The organism is Maribacter chungangensis (assembly GCF_042676845.1).
GTDB lineage: Bacteria > Bacteroidota > Bacteroidia > Flavobacteriales > Flavobacteriaceae > Maribacter > Maribacter chungangensis.
Genome location: NZ_JBHTHY010000003.1, coordinates 230,107 through 251,900, shown reverse-complemented (window position 1 = coordinate 251,900; position 21,794 = coordinate 230,107). Strand labels below are relative to the sequence as shown.

Sequence of the window (21,794 nt, the reverse complement as noted above, 5' to 3'; positions counted from 1 at the left end):
GTTTTTTTTTAGGATGGCAAGATACATTTTTTTGAGGGCAAGCTCCCTAATGATATTTTTGATAATTCAAATCCAAATCGTTTTATTCAACGTAAATTTGCAAAAAATTTCAATAGAATGACATTTCAATTCGACCTTAGACAGATTGCAACATCAAGCATGGTACTTTTTGCCGTAATAGATATTTTGGGCAGTCTTCCCATTATTATAGGACTCCGAAAAAAAGTGGGCCATATACAATCTGAAAAAGCATCTATTGTAGCCGCCTGCCTTATGGTAGCGTTCCTATTTGTAGGCGAAGAACTACTGAAGCTTATTGGGATAGATGTTAACTCATTTGCAGTGGCGGGAGCATTTATTATATTTTTTCTTGCCATTGAGATGATATTGGGCATTACCCTATATAAGGACGATCAACCGGAGAGTGCTTCTATCGTGCCTATAGCCTTCCCATTAATTGCCGGTGCCGGAACACTAACGACCTTACTGTCTATGCGTGCGGAGTACCATGTAGAAAACATTATTGTATCGATAGTCATCAATATTATTTTTGTATTCATCGTTCTAAAGTCCTCTGCAAGAATAGAAAGATTCTTGGGAAAGAACGGGGTAAACGTTATACGTAAAGTCTTTGGGGTAATTCTTTTGGCCATTGCTGTTAAATTATTCACTGCGAACATCAACGAACTTTTTAACAAGTAAAAAAGGCCGTATTTTTACCGTAATACTTGGTGATATGAACAGAATTTTTTCGATTGTACTAATTGTGCTGGCATTGGCACTTATTGCATATAATGTAACCTTGGTAGATTTTGCCGCCCCTTTTCAAGGGGATAGTACCGTAGCATTAATTGGAATTATAGCTCCTTTATGCGCTATTGTACTACTGCTGTTATTTATAACGAGCAAAAAAGTGCAGAAAAAAATTAATGAGGACTAGCTAGCTAAGCGTTTTTTCAATAGGACGGTAGGTGTTTGAATGGTAAAGACGAACGTTCTATCGGTTAAGGAAGATTTTTAGTTAGTGGCTTTAATGGCGTCTTCCTCTGTTCGGCTTACGGCGGGTTTGTCTAGCTCCAGTACCTTTTGAAGCATCGCATCCCTGGTACCCTTTATCTTGGCATGGGCATTGGCGTCGAACAATTGTTCTCCCAAGGCGGCTTTTAAATAAAGCTTAATACCTTCTTGGTTGCCATAAAAATCCATAGAAAGCTCTCTTTTAAGGGAGTAGTCAACAAACTCCTGAAACAGGATGTCATCTACTTTAAAATCAGTGATAAATTCTTCTTCGGAATATTGTTCGTATCTCCCCCTGTCCGCGTCTAAATGCTCAAAAACAAAGAAAGAAAGAAAACCGTAACTGTCCATACTCCGTACCGCTTCCTCTTCATTGCTGCCAATAGGGACAAAAACATCTGGAATAATACCGCCGCCGCCATAGACCACTTTGCCTTTTGGCGTTTTAAACTTTAAGGAATCGGCCACTTTAATACTATCAACAGAAAACAATTCCCCGTTATGATACCGTTCTGTAAAACGCTTATAGTAATCCTTGTTCCCTTTTTGGTAATCTTTTTGGATACTGCGACCGGTAGGCGTGTAATACCTGGATACGGTTAAACGCACGGCAGAACCGTCTCCCAAAGCCATCTCGCGCTGTACCAAACCCTTCCCAAAAGAACGACGCCCCACAATGGTACCCACATCGTTATCTTGCAAGGCACCGGCTATTATTTCACTGGCCGATGCGGAACGCTCGTTTATGAGAACATAGATGGGTTTGTCCTCAAAACTCCCTTTGTCCGTTGCGAACGCTTTGTCTATCTTGCCTTTTTTATTTTTGGTGAAAAGAATAAGCTTGTCCTCCTTCAAAAATTCATCTGCCATTTGCTCTGCCACGCCCAAATATCCACCGGGATTATCACGTAGATCCAACACCAGTTTCTGCGCTCCATTTTTTTGTAGCTTGGTTAAGGCCGATTTGAACTCCCTGAAGGTAGATTCTGCAAACCGATTGACTTTTATATAACCCATTTCCTCCGTAAGCATGTAATGCGACTCAACGCTTTTAATTGGCACAATGCCACGTTTAACGTCTATCGTAAGCGTTTTGTCCTCGGATTTTCGATATACCGTCAACTTAACCTTGGTGCCTTCCTTTCCCTTTAGTTTTTCAACTATGGCAGAGCTTGGCATGCCCTTGCCAAAAAGGGTGTCGTTATTGGCCATTAGAATACGATCCCCTGCCCGTATACCTTTCAAGAAACTTGGCCCGCCTTTTACCGCCCTTATCACGGCAATAGAATCTTTATAGGGATAAAAATTCACCCCGATACCTACAAAGTCGCCCTTCATACTCTCCGACACGCGCGCCATGTCCGCTTCGGGAATGTAAACCGAGTGAGGATCCAATTTTTCCAGAATGCTGTTCACGGTCACATCTACAATACTGTCGGTATCAATATCATCTACATACTCATAATCTATGTAGTCTATGAGTCGGTTCAGTTTGTCCTTTTTGGAATTTGTAGTAAAAAGCCGTTCCGGAGTATCGTTAAAATGCAACTTACCCCCTACAAAAACACCCAACGCCAAAGCTGCGGCAATTAGGGAGGGTATTAAGTAGGTGTATTTCTTTTTCATTTGCTTTACTTTTGGTCCTACACTTCTATTTTGGGTATATGAACCAATTCTACCCCAGCTTTTTCCAAAAATTGTAATCCGGAATTATCTTTATATCCTCTTTGGTACACTACACGATTTATGCCAGACTGGTGAATCAACTTGCTACATTCCCTACAGGGCGACAACGTAATGTACAATGTAGCTCCCTGGCAAGACTGCGTAGAACCCGCCACCTTTAGAATGGCATTGGCCTCCGCGTGCAAAACGTACCATTTGGTATAGCCTTCGTCATCCTCGCAAAAATTCTCAAATCCGGTAGGCGTTCCATTATAACCGTCGGATATGATCATCCGGTCCTTAACGATAATGGCCCCTACCTGTTTGCGTTCGCAATAGGAGAGTTTTCCCCATTCTTGCGCCATTCTTAAATATGCCTTATCGTATTTTTCTTGTTTGTTTTTTTTCATCCATTTAGAGCTCCAATAGCCGCAGATACCCCTAAGATAAACGCTTTACGACCCTCACACAACCTGTAGGCAATATTTTAACAAAACCCGGTTACCTAGGAAACGTATGATACAACAAGGGTATTGTGATTAAAATGACAATTATACTGGTAACGGTGATAAAAACAACCTGTTTTACCTTTAGTAAGGATTGGCACAGATAGGCCAACAAAAGTACCAACAGCACAATAATGACCTGAGAAAGCTCTATACCTAGGGCAAAACCGAACAAGGGCACTACTTTTTCTTCAAGATCGGCTACCAGCATCTTAAAATAGTTGGAAAAACCAAAACCATGCACCAGACCAAAAAACGCGGTAGCAATACTATGCCAAAGCATACGCTTATGGGCCGTTTGATTTCTTAGTTTCAGGATATTGTACAACGCTGTCAAAAGGATGGTCACAGGAATCAAAAACTCGATCAGGGAAACATCTACAGTTACGATTTCAAATGCGGACAACCCCAGGGACAAACAGTGCGTCACCGTAAAAATAGTGGCCAACCATACCACGTTTACCCAGTTTTTAAAGGTAAAGGGAATGGCCAAGGCCGATAAGAATAGAATATGGTCATAGGCACTTAGATCCAACACGTGATCCAGTCCCATTTGCGTGTAAAACCAAAAATCTTGCATAGTGGTGTGTTTTTATTTATGGGTGCTCTCCATCCGCTTTCTGTGCTATCCCTAGCCTTTTACACAGAGAGGGAATGCATTTAGTTTTGATTGGATCATTTGTCAAAAAATGGCCCTTTTTGTTTTTTTATCAACCTAAGGTAAACTTCCTAGAATAAGGTCTTGTAGGTTGGTCTTTACCCAAATTGACTGTTACTCCTCTACTTTTAGTAAGTTACCCCGGTTAGGACAACGCCTAAACTAAGTATACTTTTTCATTTATTAGCACCTTCCCTAAAATCTCTCCAATTTCTTCCTAGCCCTTTTTGACCTCTCCCAAAAAGAGGAAACCGCCTTTTGTTTTTAAATTAATTTCCTTGCACAACTACTTAACCTATCTTCCCTTTAACTTGCTTCCCACAATCAAGAAAAACCAAAAACCTATCCAATTCCACGTTCCTTTTGAATGGTCTCATAAGCCTTTTGTACTTCCTTGAATTTTTCCTCTGCTCCCTTTTTAATAGCTTCGTCCTGGGTGTTTACCCTGTCTGGATGGTATTTCTTGGCCATATCCCTGTAGGCCTTTTTCACTTCCTGATCCGTGGCCGATTTTTGAATATCAAGAATTTTGTATGAATTATCGGCAGATTTAACGAACATCGCCATAATACTCTCAAAATCTCGTAAGCCAACTTTTAAATACCCGGCAATCTGTCTTAATTTAGACACTTCGGGATTGCTTATACTACCATCTGCCTGTGCAATACCAAATAGAAAATGAAGTAATTGTAGACGGACTTCATAGCGTGTTCTATGTGTCAAAAAAGTACATATCCGTTGCGCTGAAATTTCTCTTTTTTTATTTACTTCATTGAATGTCCTAAAAATGGCATTGGCCTTCTCCTTTCCATAGGTGCCCACAAAATATTGGCGCACATAGTCCATTTCGCGCTGACTTACCTGTCCGTCCGCTTTAATAACGATAGAGCAAAGCGATAAAAGGTTCAGTTCAAAATCTGCCGGTGAAACGGACTGCCGTGTTATATCCCCAAAAATACTTTGACCGCCCCCGGACTTAGATCCGAAAAGATTATCCAGCACGCTACCGGCAAAAAACCCCAACAATGCTCCGCCCAATCCCTTAATAAAAAAACCGATAACGGCACCTACCCATTTAATCATACTGTGTCTTAAGATAATTGGCAAAGATAAAATATTAAGCACACAACAAATGACTAATGAAACGTTAAGTGTTCCTGCAGGAAATTCCAAATTCATTATCTTTGAAAATTGATTTTAATTTAAAGAAAAAGACTATGTATCCTGCAGAATTAGTAAAACCTATGAGAGAAGACTTGGCATCTGCCGGGTTTGAAGAATTACATACAGTAGAGGCGGTAGAAAATGCCATAAAAAAAGAAGGAACTACACTTGTAGTGGTTAATTCTGTTTGTGGCTGTGCGGCCGCCAATGCCAGACCTGCTGCAAAAATGAGCTTGCAAAATACCAAAAAACCGGACCATGCCGTAACGGTATTCGCCGGTGTAGATACCGATGCGGTTACAGCGGCCAGAAACCTTATGGTTCCCTTCCCTCCGTCATCGCCATCTATGGCCTTGTTCAAGGACGGTGAACTGGTACACATGATAGAGCGTCACCATATAGAAGGCAGACCCGCAGAAATGATCGCTGAAAACTTGGTACAGGCGTACGAGGAATTTTGCTAGAAAGAATCAAAATGAGTTTCCTTTAAATAGGAAAAACAAAAATTAAAACCACTTCAATCGGAGTGGTTTTCTATTTTTGTACTATGCAGAAGCTACTGTCCTATCCATTAACGATTCTTTTCTTCTTCGCCTTTGGTGGGGCTTTATTGTTTTTCCATCCTGTAATTTGGTTCTGTCATCGCGTTTTTGGTTACGAGGGTATAAAACGCGCAATAAGCGTGCTTAACCTTACTTTAATGCGCACCACAAATTTGCTGGGCACCACCTACCGCTTTACGAATACCTTCGATATTCCATTGGATAGGCCCTTGATCATAGTGACCAATCACCAAAGCATGTACGATATTCCGCCCATTATCTGGTACATGCGCAAGCACCACCCAAAATTCGTGAGCAAAAAAGAACTGGGTAACGGAATACCCAGTGTTTCCTATAATTTAAGACACGGCGGTGCCGCCTTGATAGACCGGAACGATGGGAAATCGGCCATTCTTGAAATCGGTAGACTAGGTAGCTATATCGAAGAACATAAAAGGTCCGCCGTTATTTTTCCTGAAGGGACACGGAGCCGAGACGGTCAACCAAAACCCTTTAAACCCATGGGGCTGAAAATGCTCATGAAGAAATCACCATCGGCCTTAATTGTGCCCATAAGCATCAACAACTCCTGGAAATTGGTGCGCTACGGCAAATTTCCCATGGGGTTGGGTGCCAAAGTATCTTTTGACGTGCACGAACCCATAGAAAACCAAGGCGATATTGATGCGCTCATCGTCCAAATAGAAACCACCGTAAAATCCGGCATTACATCCTTTTAAATGACCAATACCGAACTTGTAGAAGAGACCATTACTTTTGTAAAAGAGACCTTACAACATGCCGAAGGCGGACACGATTGGTTCCATATACAACGTGTTTTTAACAATAGTATCCTAATCGCCAAATCAGAAAAAGTAGACCTCTTGGTCATAAGCCTAGGTGCGCTTTTACACGATATCGCAGATGCCAAGTTCCATGATGGTAACGAATCAATTGGCCCTAAAATGGCCAAAACTTTTCTGGAATCCATGGAGGTCGACAAAAAAACCATACATCATGTCATAAACGTCATCAACCATATTTCTTACAAGAATTCCTTGGAAAAGGGAAAGAAAAAGAGATTCAACTCACTGGAACTTCAAGTCGTGCAAGATGCCGATCGTCTGGATGCTATTGGTGCTATTGGTATTGCCAGAGCCTTTAATTATGGCGGCTTTAAAAACCGCGCCATGTACGACCCTGCTATTTCGCCCAATTTAAAAATGACAAAAAGTGAGTATAAGAAATCGGACGCGCCCACCATCAATCATTTTTACGAAAAATTGCTGTTGTTGAAGGATAAAATGAATACTGAAACGGGCAGACAATTGGCGCTACAACGCCACCAGTATATGTTGGATTTTTTAGAACAGTTTTACAAGGAGTGGGATCCTTTGGAGGTGAGGGAAATTGAGGGTTGAGTTTCTTGTCGTCGCAATGACATAGCACCTAGCCGTTTTATAAGTTTGTCGACTTTAGAAAGCCAAGTGGGCAAGAGCGTGACGCTCGCGCGAGCGGAGTAATTATGGAACCAGGATACATTAGGTTTGGAAATAAACCGTCATCACTTGGTAATCGCATCCATAATAGCGATATAAAGATAGGTAGCACCAATAAAAGCAATGGCCAAGGCCGCGGTTACTCCCAATAGATTACCGATGGGTTTTTTCTGTACAATATTTACAACGATTTTATACAGCATAATCAAAAGCACCACAACCTGAAAAGCAATAACCGCATAGGGTAAACTACCCCTAAAGAAATCAATATCAGAAACATAGGCAATGCAACCGTAGATAACAACTAGTACGGAACACAGAAGAGCAGCCTTTAAAAGGGTATATATCGGGTTTGTTTTCATTTGTTATGCTTAGTAGTTTGGACCGCAAGGAAATTTCCGGCAACCCATTGGTCAAAATTACTAAAATCAAAGGCAACCCCACTTATATCTAAATTCGGAATGAATTCCCATCTATCTCCCAAAATTTAAAATCCATTTGATTACATTTAAAAAAATAATTCTCGATCATGAAAAAAATAGTTCCAATTATCGTCCTGTGTCTCATTTTAATGGCTTTTGGCTCACGTGAAACCACTAATAATACTGGTTTTTCGGATACTTTGGATTCTCAGCTTGTAACAATAATTGATACTACCGGAGCCAAACAATTCTGGAATCGATTAAAAAATCATTGCGGAAAGACCTATGAAGGAAAAATAGTGAATGCCCCGGCAGGAGACGACTTTTACGGTAAACGCTTGGTAATGCATGTACTTTCCTGGCAAGAGGATGAAATCCTGATTCCCTTTAATGTAGGCGACAATCGTAGTAGAACTTGGGTTTTGAAATATAAAAATGAAAGGATAGAACTGAAGCACGACCATAGACATGAAGACGGAACATCGGACAAGGTAACTATGTACGGCGGAACTACGAGTAACGACGGACTTCCAGGACTTGCCGTTTTTCCTGCGGATGAAGAAACTGCGACCATAATCCCAGCTGCCGCTACCAATGTATGGTGGATTACCCTTGACGAGACTTCCTTTACCTACAATCTTAGGCGCATAGGTACCGACCGGTTTTTCTCGGTATCCTTTGACCTCACTACAGAAATTGAACAACCAAAACCTTCTTGGGGCTGGGAAGATTATAAAGTGACCACTAAAAAATAAAGACTAAAGATTTTGCTGTAGCTATCTGCTACATCAATTGGTTTGCAAAAAAATAGCACTTTTCAGCGGGGTATATTAAGCTTATAAAGAAGTGGTTTAAACTTTTCACGTTCAAGCGAAAATTAGCAATTTTATGACCATTTGAAGGCTTTTTTGAGTTGCATAGCACCGCTATGGAAGGAAAAAAAGACAAAAAATGGGCGAAAAAGAGCGATTTTTTAGCGAACAGAAAAAGTTTAAATGACTTCAAAACCAAGTAACTAAAAAACCGGCGGCCTCTTTCATTAAGAGGCCGCCGGTTTTTATACAAACTAACTCAGTTCTTTTCTACCCTCTTGTTAACCAACCTCTTTTGCTGGCTGTGGCTATCGCATACGGTGTAATCCAAAATAGTCCGAACGTAAACAGTACACTGTACGAATATGCCCAAAAAGATTCTGCCAAACTATAGCGTTTTGCATAGAAAATAACAGGGAACGTAGACAAGACTAGAATACTCACGAACGTTGAACTAAGGAACAACAACGGATGTGTTAACACAAAAAAGAACATGAACAACATAAACGGGTAGCTCATGATAATTTTGGTTGCCTGACTAAAGAACAGCAATCGTGTCCCTACTTTTGAGCCTTCCCTGAAATTGGTGAATACGTATTTGGACATTTGAATGTTCTCTCGAACGTTACTCCTGCCCCATCTAATGAACATTTTATAAAGTCCGGTGTACTCTTCCGGTACATTGGTGTAGGCATAAGCGTTCCTTTGGAACAACACATGATATCCTTGCTTTAAGATCATATTGGTCATGGCACGGTCCTCACCAATATCGGAAGGTTGTCCCATGAACGTTTGATTGATCCATTCCGGCAAACAGGCAAATACAGCCTCGCTACGATAAGCGGCCAAAGCTCCTGGCGTACACAACACAGAATTTAAACTGCTCTCCGCAGAACGCACAAATTCAAAACTCAAAACAAAACTTACGTCCAACATTTTAGGCAACAAGGCCTTTTCATTATTCAAGACGCGAATATTTCCGGCAACGGCACCACATTTTTCGTTGGTTACGAACGGACTCACCAAATTACGCAAAGTGTCTTTTTTTACGATGGAATCACTATCTACCGTCACAAAAACTTCTCCCGTACCTTCGTTAAAACCACGGTATAGCGCATGGCGTTTTCCCATATTTTTAGGTTGTTGGCAAATGGATACTCGGTCTCCCAATTGCTCTTTCGCCTCTTGCATCCATTTCCATGTATCGTCCTTACTACCGTCATCAATAGATAACAATTGTAATTTTTCTTGCGGATAATCACTCTCTGCCAAACTTTTTAAAGTGGCCCAAACCTGTTTTCCTTCGTTATAGGCAGGAACAATAACCGTAACCGTAGGCAATTCGGCATCGGATACCGAGGCAACCGGTTTATACATAAAATAACGAACCAAAGTGTACAAAAAGAACAACGTCTTGTACAGAAACAAGCCAGACGCTATGGCCATAAAGACAAAACCAAAAGTTGAGGCTTTCCGGTCTAGACGAAACTGTGTAAAATCGTTCTGTAAAATAAAAACTAGGTAGGCAGCGCCGATCATTAAAACAAAGGTACTTCCCAAAACAAAGATGCCCCATGCATTGGCCGTTTGAAAGAATGTTCTGATAGCACCAATAATACCCTTCGTTGGCTGCGTATCGGAAGATCGGTTGGATTCCTGTACTCTTTTGATCATTTTATTTTCAATTTTCATTAACTAGATGTTCTACTAAAAGTGTTCCTTGGTTATACGGTGGGTTTCAGTTTTTGGATGTATTGTTTTAAACTATTTACCTTTATTTGTACACATTTAACCTTTCCTTCACTTTAAGCAACTGCGTATACCCATAAATGGGGTATTAAGGATCTAAGGATGATCTTATATTTGTATGCTATATGAACAAAATATCATGAAGGTACCATCTAGTCGTAATCTTAAAATCCTATGCTTTCTACTGGTACTGTACAGCGCATGTAACACTACTATGAATATCACTACCCTACCCTACAACAACGACCTTAAAAAGGTGCAATTGGACGCTATTTCATTCCAAACCGTTTCTTTAAAAAGTATACCTGCACCTTATTACAAGGACTATTCCGGCCATACGGAACCAGCCTACAAAAACTATAAGAACTATGACCGTTTTGGCTTCAGGGATGTATTTTTAGAAGTCGTATCCAAGGCATTAAAAGACACGGTACTTAAAATTATGGTTCTTACGCCAAAACATTTTGATTCGCCTTATGATGCCTTTGCTTTTTTGTCCAACAAACAAATAGCCGCGCTACACTTTAACAAAGATGAAAATTTTAGAAAATGGATGGATATTATATTTGAGAAGAACTATGAACGGTTAAAAAAAGACAAAGAAGAAGGTTTGTTCCAACGGCAACCCGAACTGAATCCGAATCCGCAATTCATGCTCGTTTTGGGGCAAGGCGAATTCTCCCAAAAATGGGTCAACTCCGGTATGATGGTAGATGAGCGACCGTATGAAAACACCGGAGCCTACCTTTATAAAAATGCGCCCCAGCAGTATAACAAGGCCAAAATTACCCGTGAAAAACAGCGCTATCTAAAAAAGTACATCGATACCAGTGGCGCTTACCAAGACCCCGTAGTAGTAACCGGACATTTTAACGATTTTATCAAAGCTAGAAAGCTGGTTCCCAATACCCCGACCAACAATAAAACTACCTATAAAAAGTTTGAACAAGATACCGGTTTTCAGTTTCCCAAGGAACTTAAAATCCTATTGAGCGGACATAACGGAGTGCCAACTACCGGATTTTTAACCGCTGACGAAATTCTAACGGAATGGCAAAACTGGAAAACAATTTATGATGATTGGATGTTGGCCGATTTAAAGGGAAACAACCTCCCTGACGGACAAAAAACCCTAGGAATGTACACCAACCCCTATTGGATACCTTTTTTTAGCACTAGCGGCGGTAACTTTATAGCGCTAGACTATGCCCCGGGAAGCCAAGGCACATCCGGTCAAATCATCGCTTTTGGTGCGGACGAGCAGAAAATTCGTTTTATCGCAAAAGACCTCAGCGATTTTTTAGCGCAACTAAGCAAGGGAGACGCTATTTTGGATACTGGTTTTTAATTGATTGCGCTACCAACATTACCCATCTTTAGAATATATTATATACCATAAGGTATTTTTAAATACGCTGCACATAACATGCCTAAAAACAATATATTAGGTGTAGTTCTATTCTAGTACGAATCTACCTTAAAAGCTTCCCTTCCGCCCACAATAGGAATCGTTAGATTGGTTTTATCCAAATCTATGGTGAGTTCCGTTCCGGGTGCCGGCCAAAGGGTAAATTCCCGATCGCTAGAAAAAATGAGTAATCCAATTTGCTGGCCTTTTGAAATTATCTGATCGTCCGGCATCAAGTCAAAGTTAACCGTGTAGAATTTGCCCGGCACCAGTGGGTTGCTTTCTGTTATGGATGTATAGTTTTGCGGATCAGCCCAACCTCTTGTGATGATGTTATCCGTGATTTTTGCATTTTTACTATCGTTCCAAGGAAGCGACACCAACCAAACGGAAAGGTTGGCGGCGGGTTTACTACTGGCCAAGGTAACAGTCACTTTAGGGGTTCCCGATATATGTATGTCCTCTGCCAGTTTTGGTGTTACATAGATTAAGCGATGGTCGGTTATTTCTGCCTTGGCCAAAGTTTCTCCCGAAAAAGAATAGTTATCCACCAACGTCTCTGTGACTTTAGCAGCTGGCTTGCTCAAAAGTAACTGTCCCTGCTCGGGCGCACCAGCGCCTAAATATAACCTTATGTCCTCCGCAGCGGGATTTGGGTAATCTGCATACGAAGTAGGGTTTTCCTGTGTGTCGTTTTCCCTTACGATCCATGCTTTTGCATCGTTTTCCACTCCGTTTTCCACACCATGTAAGTATCGGGTAAACCAGCGGTTCATTAATTTAATAGGCGGTGGGCCACCGTGTCCGTCTTGGTGGTAGTAAATCTGACTCGGAATTCCTTTTTCCTTGGCCGCTTTATAAATCCTGTAACTGTGTTCCGGCATTACGTTCCAATCGTTAAAACCGTGTGCCATCAATAAGGCGGCTTTCATGGGCTCCATATCGTTCAGGTAATCCCTGCCCGCCCAAAATTCATTGTAATCCCCGGTAAGCCGGTCCATACCCTTCTTCATTTCCGTATCCCGAACGCGTGCGTTGTTACCTGCGCGCTTGGACTCATCACCACTATGGATAAAATCGTAAAGCACATCAATGTCCTCGCCCAAATAACCTCCCGGCGAACGTACCAAACCATTGGAACGGTAATAATGGTAGTACGATGTGTTCGGTGCAATGGGGATAATGGCTTCCAACCCTTCTACGCCGGTAGTCGCGGCCGCCAAAGGAAGCGTACCATTATAGGATGTTCCCGTCATCCCTACTTTTCCCGTAGACCAAAATGCGGTGACTTCTTCGCCGCCCGTAGGCTCGGAATATCCTTTTGCCCTGCCACACAACCAATCTATAACCGCTTTTGGTGCCAAGGACTCGTTATCTCCCCCCACCGTAGGCGCCCCTTGGGAAAGACCTGTTCCCGGAGAGGACGAGTGTACCACAATATAGCCCCTGGGCACCCATTTTTTAATGTGGGAATTGGAGATGATGGGGCGCTCACCTGTGCGGGTTACTTCTACCTGTGCCCGAGGTTCTGCAGTTGCACCCAGTTCGTGCTTCACGTTCCAAAACAATCCGTCTACAAAAGGTGCTACACCAGCAAAATAGGGACTCGTAACATAAATAACAGGAAGTTTTAATTGTTCTGTTTCCGTTTGTTCCGGTCGGGTGACGCTTACGTGCATCCGATCCAAGCTTCCATCTTGGTCGCTGTCAAATTCCGTTTCTACCCAAAGATCGTGGCGTATCCATTTGGTGTCGTCCTCAAAAGCGGGGATTAGCTGTGCCTCACCGTCCTTGAACATAGGTTTTGCTATGGAGGTATCTTGGGCATAAGAGAAAAAATGACTTACCAAGATGATGGCTAACGAAAGGTATGTACGAAGTATTTTCATATGTATGGGTTGTTTCTTGTCCTCGTTGATGTATCCAAACAGTTTGTAAAGATAATTGAACGAGATTAAATGTACTTAGATCAATGCAACAAGGAAGGCCTGTGGAGCCTTAAAACTTACTAATGCTCAATTCTTTTAATTTCCGCTTCGTTTAAAAGTGGCTCGTTCCGTAATCTTAGAAAGACCTGTGCCGTGGTAATGACATCCAACTCACAGTAGCGTACAATCCTATCTACATCTTTGTCCTTGTAGTATACGTCGCGTACCATACTACCATCTATATCTTCTTTTGGGGAAGCGATACCGAGTACCTTGGCCAGCAGTTTTAACGAGGTATAATTTTTATAGTCGCCGAATTTCCAGAGATCCATGGTATCCAAATGATTCACCTCCCACGGTTTTTTTCCGAACAGGTCCAAATGATAGGGCAAGGTAATACCGTGGATGATCATCCGCCTTGCGATATACGGAAAATCGAACTCCTTGCCATTATGTGCGCACAACATGTGCTTGGCCAAACCAAAATGATTTTCCAAAAGGGTCTTAAAGTCTTCAAGCAGTTGTGGTTCGTCACCCTTAAAAGTCGTTACCCGAAACGACTTTGTTTCTCCTTCCAGCTTAAAGTAGCCCACGGATATACACACAATCTTTCCAAATTCCGCCCAAATCCCGGCTCGGTCATAATACGCTTCCGGGGTAGCTCCGTCTTTACGATGGTAGTCTGTTTTTTGTGCCCAAAGTTCCTGTGTTTCAGCATCAATAAGCCTAAAGTCTTCGTATTGCGGTACCGTTTCTATATCCAGAAACAAGATGTACTCCAGGTTCATTTTATACAGCATATTACAAAAATTGATTCTTTAATTTATAACATTATTTTTACATAGCAAGAAGCGCTGCTATCAAAAACAGGTCGCTACAAACCTAATCTACGCCCCTACCGATGGTTTTAAGATGCGATTATAGGACGGGGCTGAACACTATCAAAATAGAACAACAACTTCCAATTATCAATATGACATTTAAAACCTACATTGGCATTAGGCTAAAACGGTATTCATTTTTACAACACAGCTATTGTTTTTGATCGTGTTCTCCCTTGGGTTTTAATAATCTTTAAAAAAAGGGGTACCGACCAATCGGTCTGTTATTTATAGGCCCCCTGTAGATGAATGATTACAAGGTGGTGTTTTCCGGACAAAAAGTGCCGACAAACTGCATTATTTAAGCCCTTGTGCGTGTAGGGATTCTAAACTACCGACCAACCGGTCTAAAACGAACCGTCAAATACTTAGATAACTATACCATATCTGTATGTGAAACTGGCTGGCATTTAGGCTAAAAATTAAAATGAATATATCCCTTGAAGATGCTAAAACAACGACTGTTGTTTTACAGGACTTTCATGCTCCAAAAGCCATTTTTTACGGGATAATCCTCCTGCATAACCCGTAAGCGAACCATCGCTCCCAATAACCCTGTGGCAGGGCACTACGATCCAAAGCGGATTTTTACCGTTGGCCGCCGCTACAGCCCTAATTGCCTTTACATCTCCTAATGATTTTGATAATTCCAAGTAGGAAACCGTTTTACCGTAAGGAATTTCCAAGAGTCCCTTCCAGACCTTTTGCTGAAAAGTGGTACCCTCTGGGTTTAACACCAGATCAAACTCGGTTCGTTTGCCTTCAAAATACTCGTTTAATTGGTACACGGCATCTTCCAAGACCTCCGGAATAATAGGGGTAACTGCCGCATTGCTATTTAACACCGTTATAGCGGAAACACCAAAACCATCTCCGCAAACCTTGGCAATTCCTAAAGGGGTTTTTATGAAGGCTTCTTCCATATTACAGGGATTGCTCTTCTTTTGGTGGGTCTGGGGTATTTTCTATGATTCCTGCTTGTTTTGCCCTACTTTTCCAATTTCTGCGTGCCAAGCTTTGAAGATCGGCAATGCTGTCGCTTTCATCCATAATTTCGAGTCCTAGTAGAGTTTCGATAACGTCTTCCATGGTTACCAGTCCGGCTACGGAGCCATATTCATCTACCACTAAGGCTATGTGCACCCTTTTTTCAATAAACGTATCAAATAATTTAGGAATGGGAGTATTTCTGCGCGTCATCAAAATATCCCTACGTATTTCGGACAAGGGTTTATCCCCATTTTTATTGATGATTTCCTCGTAAACATTATCCTTTAATACAAAACCGGTAATATTGTCCACTTTTTCATTAAAGATGGGAATCCTGGAAAACCTTAGTTTAGGATTATCCTCAAAGAACTGTTGTATAGAAGTAGCATCGGAAGCGATTTTTACCACGGCCCTAGGTGTCATAACATCTTTGGCGAGCACCTGATCAAAACGTAAAAGGTTTTTAATAATGGTCGACTCCGATTTTTCAAAAACACCCTCTTCGTGCGCCATGTCGGTCATTACGGTAAAATCCTCCCTGCTTAACACACTTCCGTGATGTCCTTTTCCGCCTACCAGTCTGGTAAAAAGTTGTAAGATCCAAAGTAAGCCGGTGTATTTTAAGGCTAAAACCAAAATTTTTAAAGCCTTGGCCGTAAAATTGGCTAATTGCCTCCAGTAGGTAGCACCAATGGTTTTGGGAATAATTTCGGATGCTACCAAAATAAGAATAGTCATAATGGTCGATACGATCCCTACCATGAGCTCTTCTGAAAACGGAATACCGAACAAAGTACTTGTGCTAGAACCATAGAGGTCCACGTAGGCCACCTTTGCCTGCACCCCCACCAAAATAGCACCTACGGTATGTGCAATGGTATTTACCGTAAGGATGGCGATCAAGGGCTTGTCCACGTCCTTTTTAAGTTCCTCCAAGGTTTCCGCATACGCTTTCCCCTCTCTTCTTTTGACATTGACAAAAGTTGGGGTAATACTAAGCAGAACGGCCTCTAAAATAGAGCACAGAAAAGAAAAAAAGATGGAAACAACTGCGTAAAAAACTAATAAGCCCATTAGATAAATTTAAGGTGGAAAGATACCAATTTAAAAAATGTTATGCCATATTGATATTGTTGCCGCACGCTATTATGCAATTATTGACTTGAATCCAGCGCTTTATAAAAAACCTGTTGCACGGCCGAACGAATATTCAAGGTATACAAATTCCTATGCTCTCGTGTGGGGTACACCCTGTTGGACAAAAATATATAGACCAACTGGTTCTTAGGGTCTGCCCATACAAAGGTACCCGTAAAACCGCTGTGGCCAAAGCTATCCGGACTTACCTCAGGGGCCGGATAGGTTTCCGCTAAGGTACGCTCGCCGTTATTCAACAAAGGCTTATCAAAACCAAGCCCCCTCCTATTTTCATTCTCCGGATATTGTACCGTTATAAAATCGCGAACTGTTTCTTCAGAAATTAATTGATTTCCGTTCAAACGTCCAAAATTCACAAAAAACTGCATCATTTTAGCCAAATCCTCCGCAGTACCAAAGAGTCCGGCATTACCGGATATACCTCCCAAAAGCGATGCATTCTCGTCATGCACCCACGCCTTCGTCAAATCATGTCTATATAGGGTATCCAATTCTGTTGGAACAATACGGTTGGAGAAATTTTTGGATTTGGGCAAAAAACCCAAAGTGGTCGCTCCTATTGGCTCGTAAAACGTATCGTTTAGATAATTTTCATAGGACTTACCTGTCAATTGTGTGATCAGTTCGGGAAAAATAAGAAAGGTAAGTCCGGAATACACATATTTTTTCTCTTCGGATACCTTGGATCTATTTATCATCCGGTACATTTTCCTATTGAATCTGTTTTTCACATAAATTCCCGGATAGGCTTCGGCATCAAAACCCTTTCTTTTTGTTGGTTTTACAAACCTTGTTTTTAACTTACCATTTTTCTTAAGCACTTCATTCAAAAAGATGATATAAGGTTGTAATCCCGATTGATGCGCTAAAATCTCACGCAGTGTAAGATCTCGTTTGTTTTTCATTCGCCTCCATGGCTTCCAATAGGTACTAAAGGGTACATCTAAGTCCAATTTACCTTCATCTACCAATTTCATCAGCGCAGGTAAAGGCCCTAAAATTTTAGTTACCGAAGCCAGATCATATATATCCGTTAAGCTCACAGGCTGAATACTATCATAGGTGTGAAATCCAAAAGCTTCATGATAAACAACCGTACCCTTGTGCGCTACCAAGACCTGTGCACCGGGAAACGCTTGGTTTTTTATACCGTTCGTTATAATAGAATCCACTTTTTTGTCCACCCATACACTATCAAAGGCAATTGGATTTAATTGACTGATATCCAAACTTTGTGAACGTACAAGCAGATGAAATAAACCAATAAGTATTACGACTAAAGACCTCATATTATCTAAACTATAAATTCACGTTCTCTTCAAAAGACACAAAATGGGAACATCTCTATATTTTTTGGTGGTTGACTAAAATAAGTACTAAGCGTTCGGGTTTTTATTCCTGATGCGCTTGTACAGCTTTATGCCCAACATAAGCAGTACGCCCAGCACCACAATGCCCAACACCCCAAAAATCCAGTTGAAGGTGCCCTTTAAGATCACCAAGAAGACCACGGCAAAAAGGATCAGGGTGGCCCCCTCGTTCCAAATGCGCATGTAATTGGAGGTATACTTAATTTCGTCTTGCTGAAATTTTTTGAAAATCCAGTGGTTTCTTAGGTGATAGGCGATCAAAAGCACGACAAATAGTAATTTGATATGCATCCACGGCTGTTGTAACCAAAAGGGCTGTAAAACTAAAAGCCAAATCGCAAAAATAGTAGCCAATACCGCCGAGGGCCATGTGATAATGTACCAGAGCCGTTTGGTCATCAATTTCAATTGATCGCTTAAAATCTCCCTGTCCGGTGATGGTTTTTGCCAAGCTTCTATGTGATAGATAAACAATCTGGGAATGTAGAAAAGCCCCGCAAACCAAGTGATGACAAAGATGAGGTGCAGTGCTTTTATGTAGTTGTAGTATTCCATAGTGCTAATACAAAATCAAATGTCGCGTTCAAGTCAAGTATCAAGCCTGCCCGCCATAGGAGGGTTCAAGCTCAAATTCAAATTTAGTGACTTTTGAAGTATCGAAGGATAATAATCTAACTTCAAGAGGCAGAAGACGAGAAACAAGAGACAAGAAACAGGACTACTAAATTCAACAGATTGCTTCGGCCAAAAAGGCCTCGCAATGACGTTTATAGGACAATCCTTGAACCTGCAGCCCTGAACCCTAATTAAAATCGAATAGCCCCAATGCCGGCCTCCCAAAGCATTTTGTTAAAATTGGGGATGTCTGTTTTCATCAAGGCCTCACCGGTTGCCTTCAGTCCTATCCATTGTTCATCCAGCTCGGCCTTTCTTGCCAATGCCGAAGCGTTTACACGCGGTATGCCGCTGTTGGTCTGGTTGATCAAAAACAGGTATTCCGCCGTAAATTTATTGGGAAAATTCTCCACGTCGTCATAAGCTTGCGATTTACGCTGTACCATATCGGTGTCCCACGATTTCATTTTGGCCAAAAGGGCTTCCCCGTTCGCTTTCAAGTCCCCCTCCGGTAGGTCCTTGATGATGCCGGACAACTGCCCTTGTGCTTTGTACAACGTGTTCACCATCTGATGCATCTTTGTAACCTTTTCTTCCATTTCTGTCATAAGGGCATCAAAGGCTTCGTACTGTCCGGGTTTGGTCTCGTACAACGGAATCTCCTTGATTTCCCCAGTGGTGCTTGTGCTTTCGCCCTTGCTTTTAAGGGTAAGTGTGTAAGTGCCGGGCGGCGCTTTATGCCCTCTAAATCCAGCTTCAATATACACTCCGGGTACTCCGGGCATAATGGAATGCCGCATGTCCCAAACAAATCGGTTCAGCCCTTCGTTCTTTGTTAGCGTAGGGGTTGGCGGGGCGCCACCGCCATGGTGCGGTACGTAAGCGGTATCTTTTTCGGAGCTGATGCTGCGGATCAACTTTCCGTCCTTATTGCGGATTTCCAAGTGAATGCCATCCCCTTCCGCCAGTTTGGGAAGTTGGTAGTAGAGCACCATGCCATTGGCAGGGTTTACGCCCTCAAAAGGATGTGTACCATTAAACTTGTCCGTTTTCCCACTCAAGGGACTGCCCCAGGAACCGTTGTAAGCCGTCTCTGGCTCAAAAAGCCTCAAGCCCTTTTCCGAAGGTTCGTATTGGGCAATGGCGGCCAAATCGTCCAAAATCCAAAAAGAACGGCCGGAGGTGGCCACGATAAGATCGCCTTGGTGCACTTTTAAATCCAACAACGGTGTTTTGGGGAGGTTCAACTGAAAGGACTCCCATGTTTTTCCATCATTGTAGGAGATGTACATGCCCTTCTCCGTACCCGCGTACAACAGTCCTTTTCGTTCCGGATCCTCGCGCACTACGCGAGTAAAGGCACCGTAGGGAATTTCGCCACTGATGTTGGTCCAGGTTTTCCCATAATCGGTGGTTTTGTACAAAGCAGGCGTATAATCGTTAAACTTGTAGCGCGTGGTGGCTATGTAAGCCGTGGCCGGATCGTGCGGCGATACTTCAATGGCATTGACCAAGGTTTCCCCAAAGCCTTTTGGGGTTACGTTTTCCCAGGTAGCACCGCCGTTTTTAGTGAGGTGCACCAGTCCGTCGTCACTGCCCGTCCAGAACACCCCTTTTTCGTGCGGCGATTCCACCATATAGGCAATGGTGCCGTAGTTTTCCGCTCCAACCGCTTCATTGGTGTAGGGGCCGCCACCGTTACCTTGTTTTTCGTCGATATCCCTAGTTAAATCGGGAGAAATTTCCTCCCAGGTAAGGCCCATATCGGTAGTTTTTAAAACCAATTGGGCAGCGTGGTAATAGGTTTCTGGCTCGTGCACGGAACGAATAATAGGCGCGTTCCAATTGTACAGGTATTTCATGTTTCGTGCTTCCCTGCCCAAATACTGTATGGGGGCGGCCATGATCTTTGTGGAGACCTTCGACTCCATATCCAAGACCTCTATGGTGCCCAAATAACTTCCGCCCATGACATACCTGGGATTGTCCGGATCAAAGGCCAAAAAGGCGCTTTCCCCGCCGGCGGCATACGTCCAATCGCGCTCGGTGATGCTGCTTCTTCCTAAAGAAAGGCTAGCAATGCGCACCGAGGTATTGTCCTGTTGGCCGCCATAAATATTATACGGAAATAAATTATCGGTGCTAATCCTGTAAAACTGTGCCGTGGGCATATTGCTTTGTCTGGACCACGATTTTCCAAAATCGAAGGATATCGCGGCACCGCCATCATTGGCAATGACCATATTGTTGGAATTATCCGGATTGATCCATAGGTCATGATAATCGCCATGGGTTCCAGAAAGCGTTTCCCAGGTCTTGCCGCCATCCGTAGATCGAAGCGCGGGAGCACTGAGCACGTACACGGTATCTTCATCATTGGGGTCTGCAAAGACTTCTATATAATACCAAGCGCGCTGCACCAAACGGTTGTCACCACTGATCATGCTCCAGGATTCCCCGGCATCGTTGGAGACGAACAGACCCCCTTTATCGGCATTGGAATCGCTTTCCACCAGGGCATAGACCTTGTTGGAATTGGCCGCACTTACCGCTATGGCCATTTTGCCCTTTTCCTCCGGCAGGCCCTTGTGTATCTTTTTCCAGGTTTCCCCGGCGTCCGTGGATTTGTAGAGGCCACTGCCCTCACCGCCGCTGACCACCATATTGGGTTTGCGTTGGTGCTCCCACATAGCCGCGTACATGATCTCCGGATAATTGGCATCCATGGACAGTTCCGAAGCGCCCGTAAGCTGGTTCACGAACAGTGTGTTTTTCCAAGTTTTGCCCCCGTCAACCGATTTATAGATGCCACGCTCGGGATTACCGCCGAACAAAGCACCTTGTGCGGCTACATACACAATTTCCGGATCAGTGGGATGAATGATGATGCGGGAGATGTGTTGGGTCTTTTCCAGTCCCAAGTGGGTCCAGGTCTTCCCTGCGTCGGTAGATTTGTAAACACCGTCCCCGTAGGAGGTCATGACGCCCCTTGGGGCATGCTCGCCCATCCCCACAAAAACAATATTGGGATTTGATTTGGATACGGCCACGGCCCCTACGGAGCCAAGCTCAAAATAACCATCGGAAATATTGTTCCATTGCTGACCTGCAGTTTCCGTTTTCCAGAGTCCGCCACCCGTGGTACCCATATAATAGGTCATTGGGTCGCCTATAACACCGGATGCGGATACGGAACGGCCACCTCGGTAAGGGCCGATATTCCGATATTTGACCGCGCTAAAATAATCGTTTACCGTTTGCGCGAAAGTAACGACAGTGGCAAAGACAAACAGTAGGGTGAAGATTGGTTTTTTCATTTTTTTGGATTGAATTTAGTTGCTGATTTTTGAAACGCGCTTACAAGTGATGCGTTAACTTTTGTTTGTTTTGTTGTAAGTCACTGTTTACAA

Annotated in this window: 20 protein-coding genes; 7 read left to right on the top strand and 13 right to left on the bottom strand. The window is 42.7% G+C overall.

The window, feature by feature from the left end; genetic code table 11:
- The first annotated feature begins 117 nt into the window (after nucleotides 1-117).
- The gene (locus ACFQZJ_RS01105) at nucleotides 118-702 is read left to right on the top strand and encodes a MarC family protein (RefSeq protein ID WP_379931712.1); all 585 of its coding nucleotides are present in this window, start codon (nucleotides 118-120) and stop codon (nucleotides 700-702) included.
- A gap of 34 nt (nucleotides 703-736) precedes the next feature.
- Nucleotides 737-940, top strand: a complete 204-nt coding sequence (locus ACFQZJ_RS01100; RefSeq protein WP_379931711.1) for a hypothetical protein — start codon at nucleotides 737-739, stop codon at nucleotides 938-940.
- A gap of 77 nt (nucleotides 941-1,017) precedes the next feature.
- On the opposite strand, the gene ACFQZJ_RS01095 is transcribed toward ACFQZJ_RS01100, so the two are convergent.
- The 4 genes from ACFQZJ_RS01095 to ACFQZJ_RS01080 form a co-directional block, all read right to left on the bottom strand.
- Nucleotides 1,018-2,643, bottom strand: a complete 1,626-nt coding sequence (locus tag ACFQZJ_RS01095; RefSeq protein ID WP_379931710.1) for a S41 family peptidase — start codon at nucleotides 2,641-2,643, stop codon at nucleotides 1,018-1,020.
- A 17-nt stretch (nucleotides 2,644-2,660) separates the two neighbouring features.
- Nucleotides 2,661-3,092 (bottom strand): deoxycytidylate deaminase, encoded by a 432-nt coding sequence (locus ACFQZJ_RS01090; protein ID WP_379931709.1) that lies wholly within the window; start codon nucleotides 3,090-3,092, stop codon nucleotides 2,661-2,663.
- A 91-nt stretch (nucleotides 3,093-3,183) separates the two neighbouring features.
- Nucleotides 3,184-3,768 carry a HupE/UreJ family protein gene (locus ACFQZJ_RS01085; RefSeq protein WP_379931708.1) on the bottom strand — a complete coding sequence of 195 codons (585 nt, stop codon included), beginning with the start codon at nucleotides 3,766-3,768 and terminating at the stop codon, nucleotides 3,184-3,186.
- 420 nt (nucleotides 3,769-4,188) lie between these two features.
- Nucleotides 4,189-4,929, bottom strand: coding sequence for a TerB family tellurite resistance protein (locus ACFQZJ_RS01080; RefSeq protein ID WP_379931707.1), 741 nt, complete (start codon nucleotides 4,927-4,929; stop codon nucleotides 4,189-4,191).
- 134 nt (nucleotides 4,930-5,063) lie between these two features.
- On the opposite strand from ACFQZJ_RS01080, the gene ACFQZJ_RS01075 reads away from it, so the two are divergent.
- The 3 genes from ACFQZJ_RS01075 (at nucleotide 5,064) to ACFQZJ_RS01065 (ending at nucleotide 6,973) form a co-directional block, all read left to right on the top strand.
- Nucleotides 5,064-5,474, top strand: a complete 411-nt coding sequence (locus ACFQZJ_RS01075; RefSeq protein WP_379933101.1) for a BrxA/BrxB family bacilliredoxin — start codon at nucleotides 5,064-5,066, stop codon at nucleotides 5,472-5,474.
- Nucleotides 5,475-5,557: 83 nt separating this feature from the next.
- A complete protein-coding gene (locus ACFQZJ_RS01070) occupies nucleotides 5,558-6,292 on the top strand; it encodes a lysophospholipid acyltransferase family protein (RefSeq protein WP_379931706.1) in 735 nt (244 codons plus the stop codon).
- Nucleotides 6,293-6,973, top strand: a complete 681-nt coding sequence (locus ACFQZJ_RS01065) for an HD domain-containing protein (RefSeq protein WP_379931705.1) — start codon at nucleotides 6,293-6,295, stop codon at nucleotides 6,971-6,973.
- A gap of 143 nt (nucleotides 6,974-7,116) precedes the next feature.
- On the opposite strand, the gene ACFQZJ_RS01060 is transcribed toward ACFQZJ_RS01065, so the two are convergent.
- Entirely contained in the window at nucleotides 7,117-7,413 is a 297-nt protein-coding gene (locus tag ACFQZJ_RS01060; protein ID WP_379931704.1) for a hypothetical protein, read from the bottom strand.
- Nucleotides 7,414-7,580: 167 nt separating this feature from the next.
- Here ACFQZJ_RS01060 and ACFQZJ_RS01055 point away from each other — a divergent pair, with 167 nt between their 5' ends.
- Nucleotides 7,581-8,228 (top strand): hypothetical protein, encoded by a 648-nt coding sequence (locus tag ACFQZJ_RS01055; RefSeq protein WP_379931703.1) that lies wholly within the window; start codon nucleotides 7,581-7,583, stop codon nucleotides 8,226-8,228.
- A 327-nt stretch (nucleotides 8,229-8,555) separates the two neighbouring features.
- Here ACFQZJ_RS01055 and ACFQZJ_RS01050 read toward each other — a convergent pair whose 3' ends face one another.
- Nucleotides 8,556-9,959: a glycosyltransferase gene (locus tag ACFQZJ_RS01050; RefSeq protein ID WP_379931702.1), complete on the bottom strand. Its 1,404-nt coding sequence runs from the start codon at nucleotides 9,957-9,959 to the stop codon at nucleotides 8,556-8,558.
- A 214-nt stretch (nucleotides 9,960-10,173) separates the two neighbouring features.
- On the opposite strand from ACFQZJ_RS01050, the gene ACFQZJ_RS01045 reads away from it, so the two are divergent.
- On the top strand, nucleotides 10,174-11,382 hold the full coding sequence (locus ACFQZJ_RS01045; RefSeq protein ID WP_379931701.1) for an SMI1/KNR4 family protein: 1,209 nt from the start codon (nucleotides 10,174-10,176) through the stop codon (nucleotides 11,380-11,382).
- Between the two features lie 113 nt (nucleotides 11,383-11,495).
- Here ACFQZJ_RS01045 and ACFQZJ_RS01040 read toward each other — a convergent pair whose 3' ends face one another.
- The 7 genes from ACFQZJ_RS01040 to ACFQZJ_RS01010 form a co-directional block, all read right to left on the bottom strand.
- Nucleotides 11,496-13,331, bottom strand: coding sequence for a Xaa-Pro dipeptidyl-peptidase (locus ACFQZJ_RS01040; RefSeq protein WP_379931700.1), 1,836 nt, complete (start codon nucleotides 13,329-13,331; stop codon nucleotides 11,496-11,498).
- A gap of 119 nt (nucleotides 13,332-13,450) precedes the next feature.
- Nucleotides 13,451-14,170 carry a 3'-5' exonuclease gene (locus ACFQZJ_RS01035; RefSeq protein ID WP_379931699.1) on the bottom strand — a complete coding sequence of 240 codons (720 nt, stop codon included), beginning with the start codon at nucleotides 14,168-14,170 and terminating at the stop codon, nucleotides 13,451-13,453.
- A gap of 530 nt (nucleotides 14,171-14,700) precedes the next feature.
- Entirely contained in the window at nucleotides 14,701-15,174 is a 474-nt protein-coding gene (locus tag ACFQZJ_RS01030) for a methylated-DNA--[protein]-cysteine S-methyltransferase (RefSeq protein ID WP_379931698.1), read from the bottom strand.
- A 1-nt stretch (nucleotide 15,175) separates the two neighbouring features.
- Nucleotides 15,176-16,315 (bottom strand): CNNM domain-containing protein, encoded by a 1,140-nt coding sequence (locus tag ACFQZJ_RS01025; protein ID WP_379931697.1) that lies wholly within the window; start codon nucleotides 16,313-16,315, stop codon nucleotides 15,176-15,178.
- An 80-nt stretch (nucleotides 16,316-16,395) separates the two neighbouring features.
- The gene (locus ACFQZJ_RS01020; protein ID WP_379931696.1) at nucleotides 16,396-17,688 is read right to left on the bottom strand and encodes a serine hydrolase domain-containing protein; all 1,293 of its coding nucleotides are present in this window, start codon (nucleotides 17,686-17,688) and stop codon (nucleotides 16,396-16,398) included.
- 87 nt (nucleotides 17,689-17,775) lie between these two features.
- Nucleotides 17,776-18,324, bottom strand: a complete 549-nt coding sequence (locus ACFQZJ_RS01015; RefSeq protein WP_379931695.1) for a CopD family protein — start codon at nucleotides 18,322-18,324, stop codon at nucleotides 17,776-17,778.
- A 251-nt stretch (nucleotides 18,325-18,575) separates the two neighbouring features.
- A complete protein-coding gene (locus ACFQZJ_RS01010; RefSeq protein ID WP_379931694.1) occupies nucleotides 18,576-21,701 on the bottom strand; it encodes a WD40/YVTN/BNR-like repeat-containing protein in 3,126 nt (1,041 codons plus the stop codon).
- Between the last annotated feature and the right edge of the window lie 93 nt (nucleotides 21,702-21,794).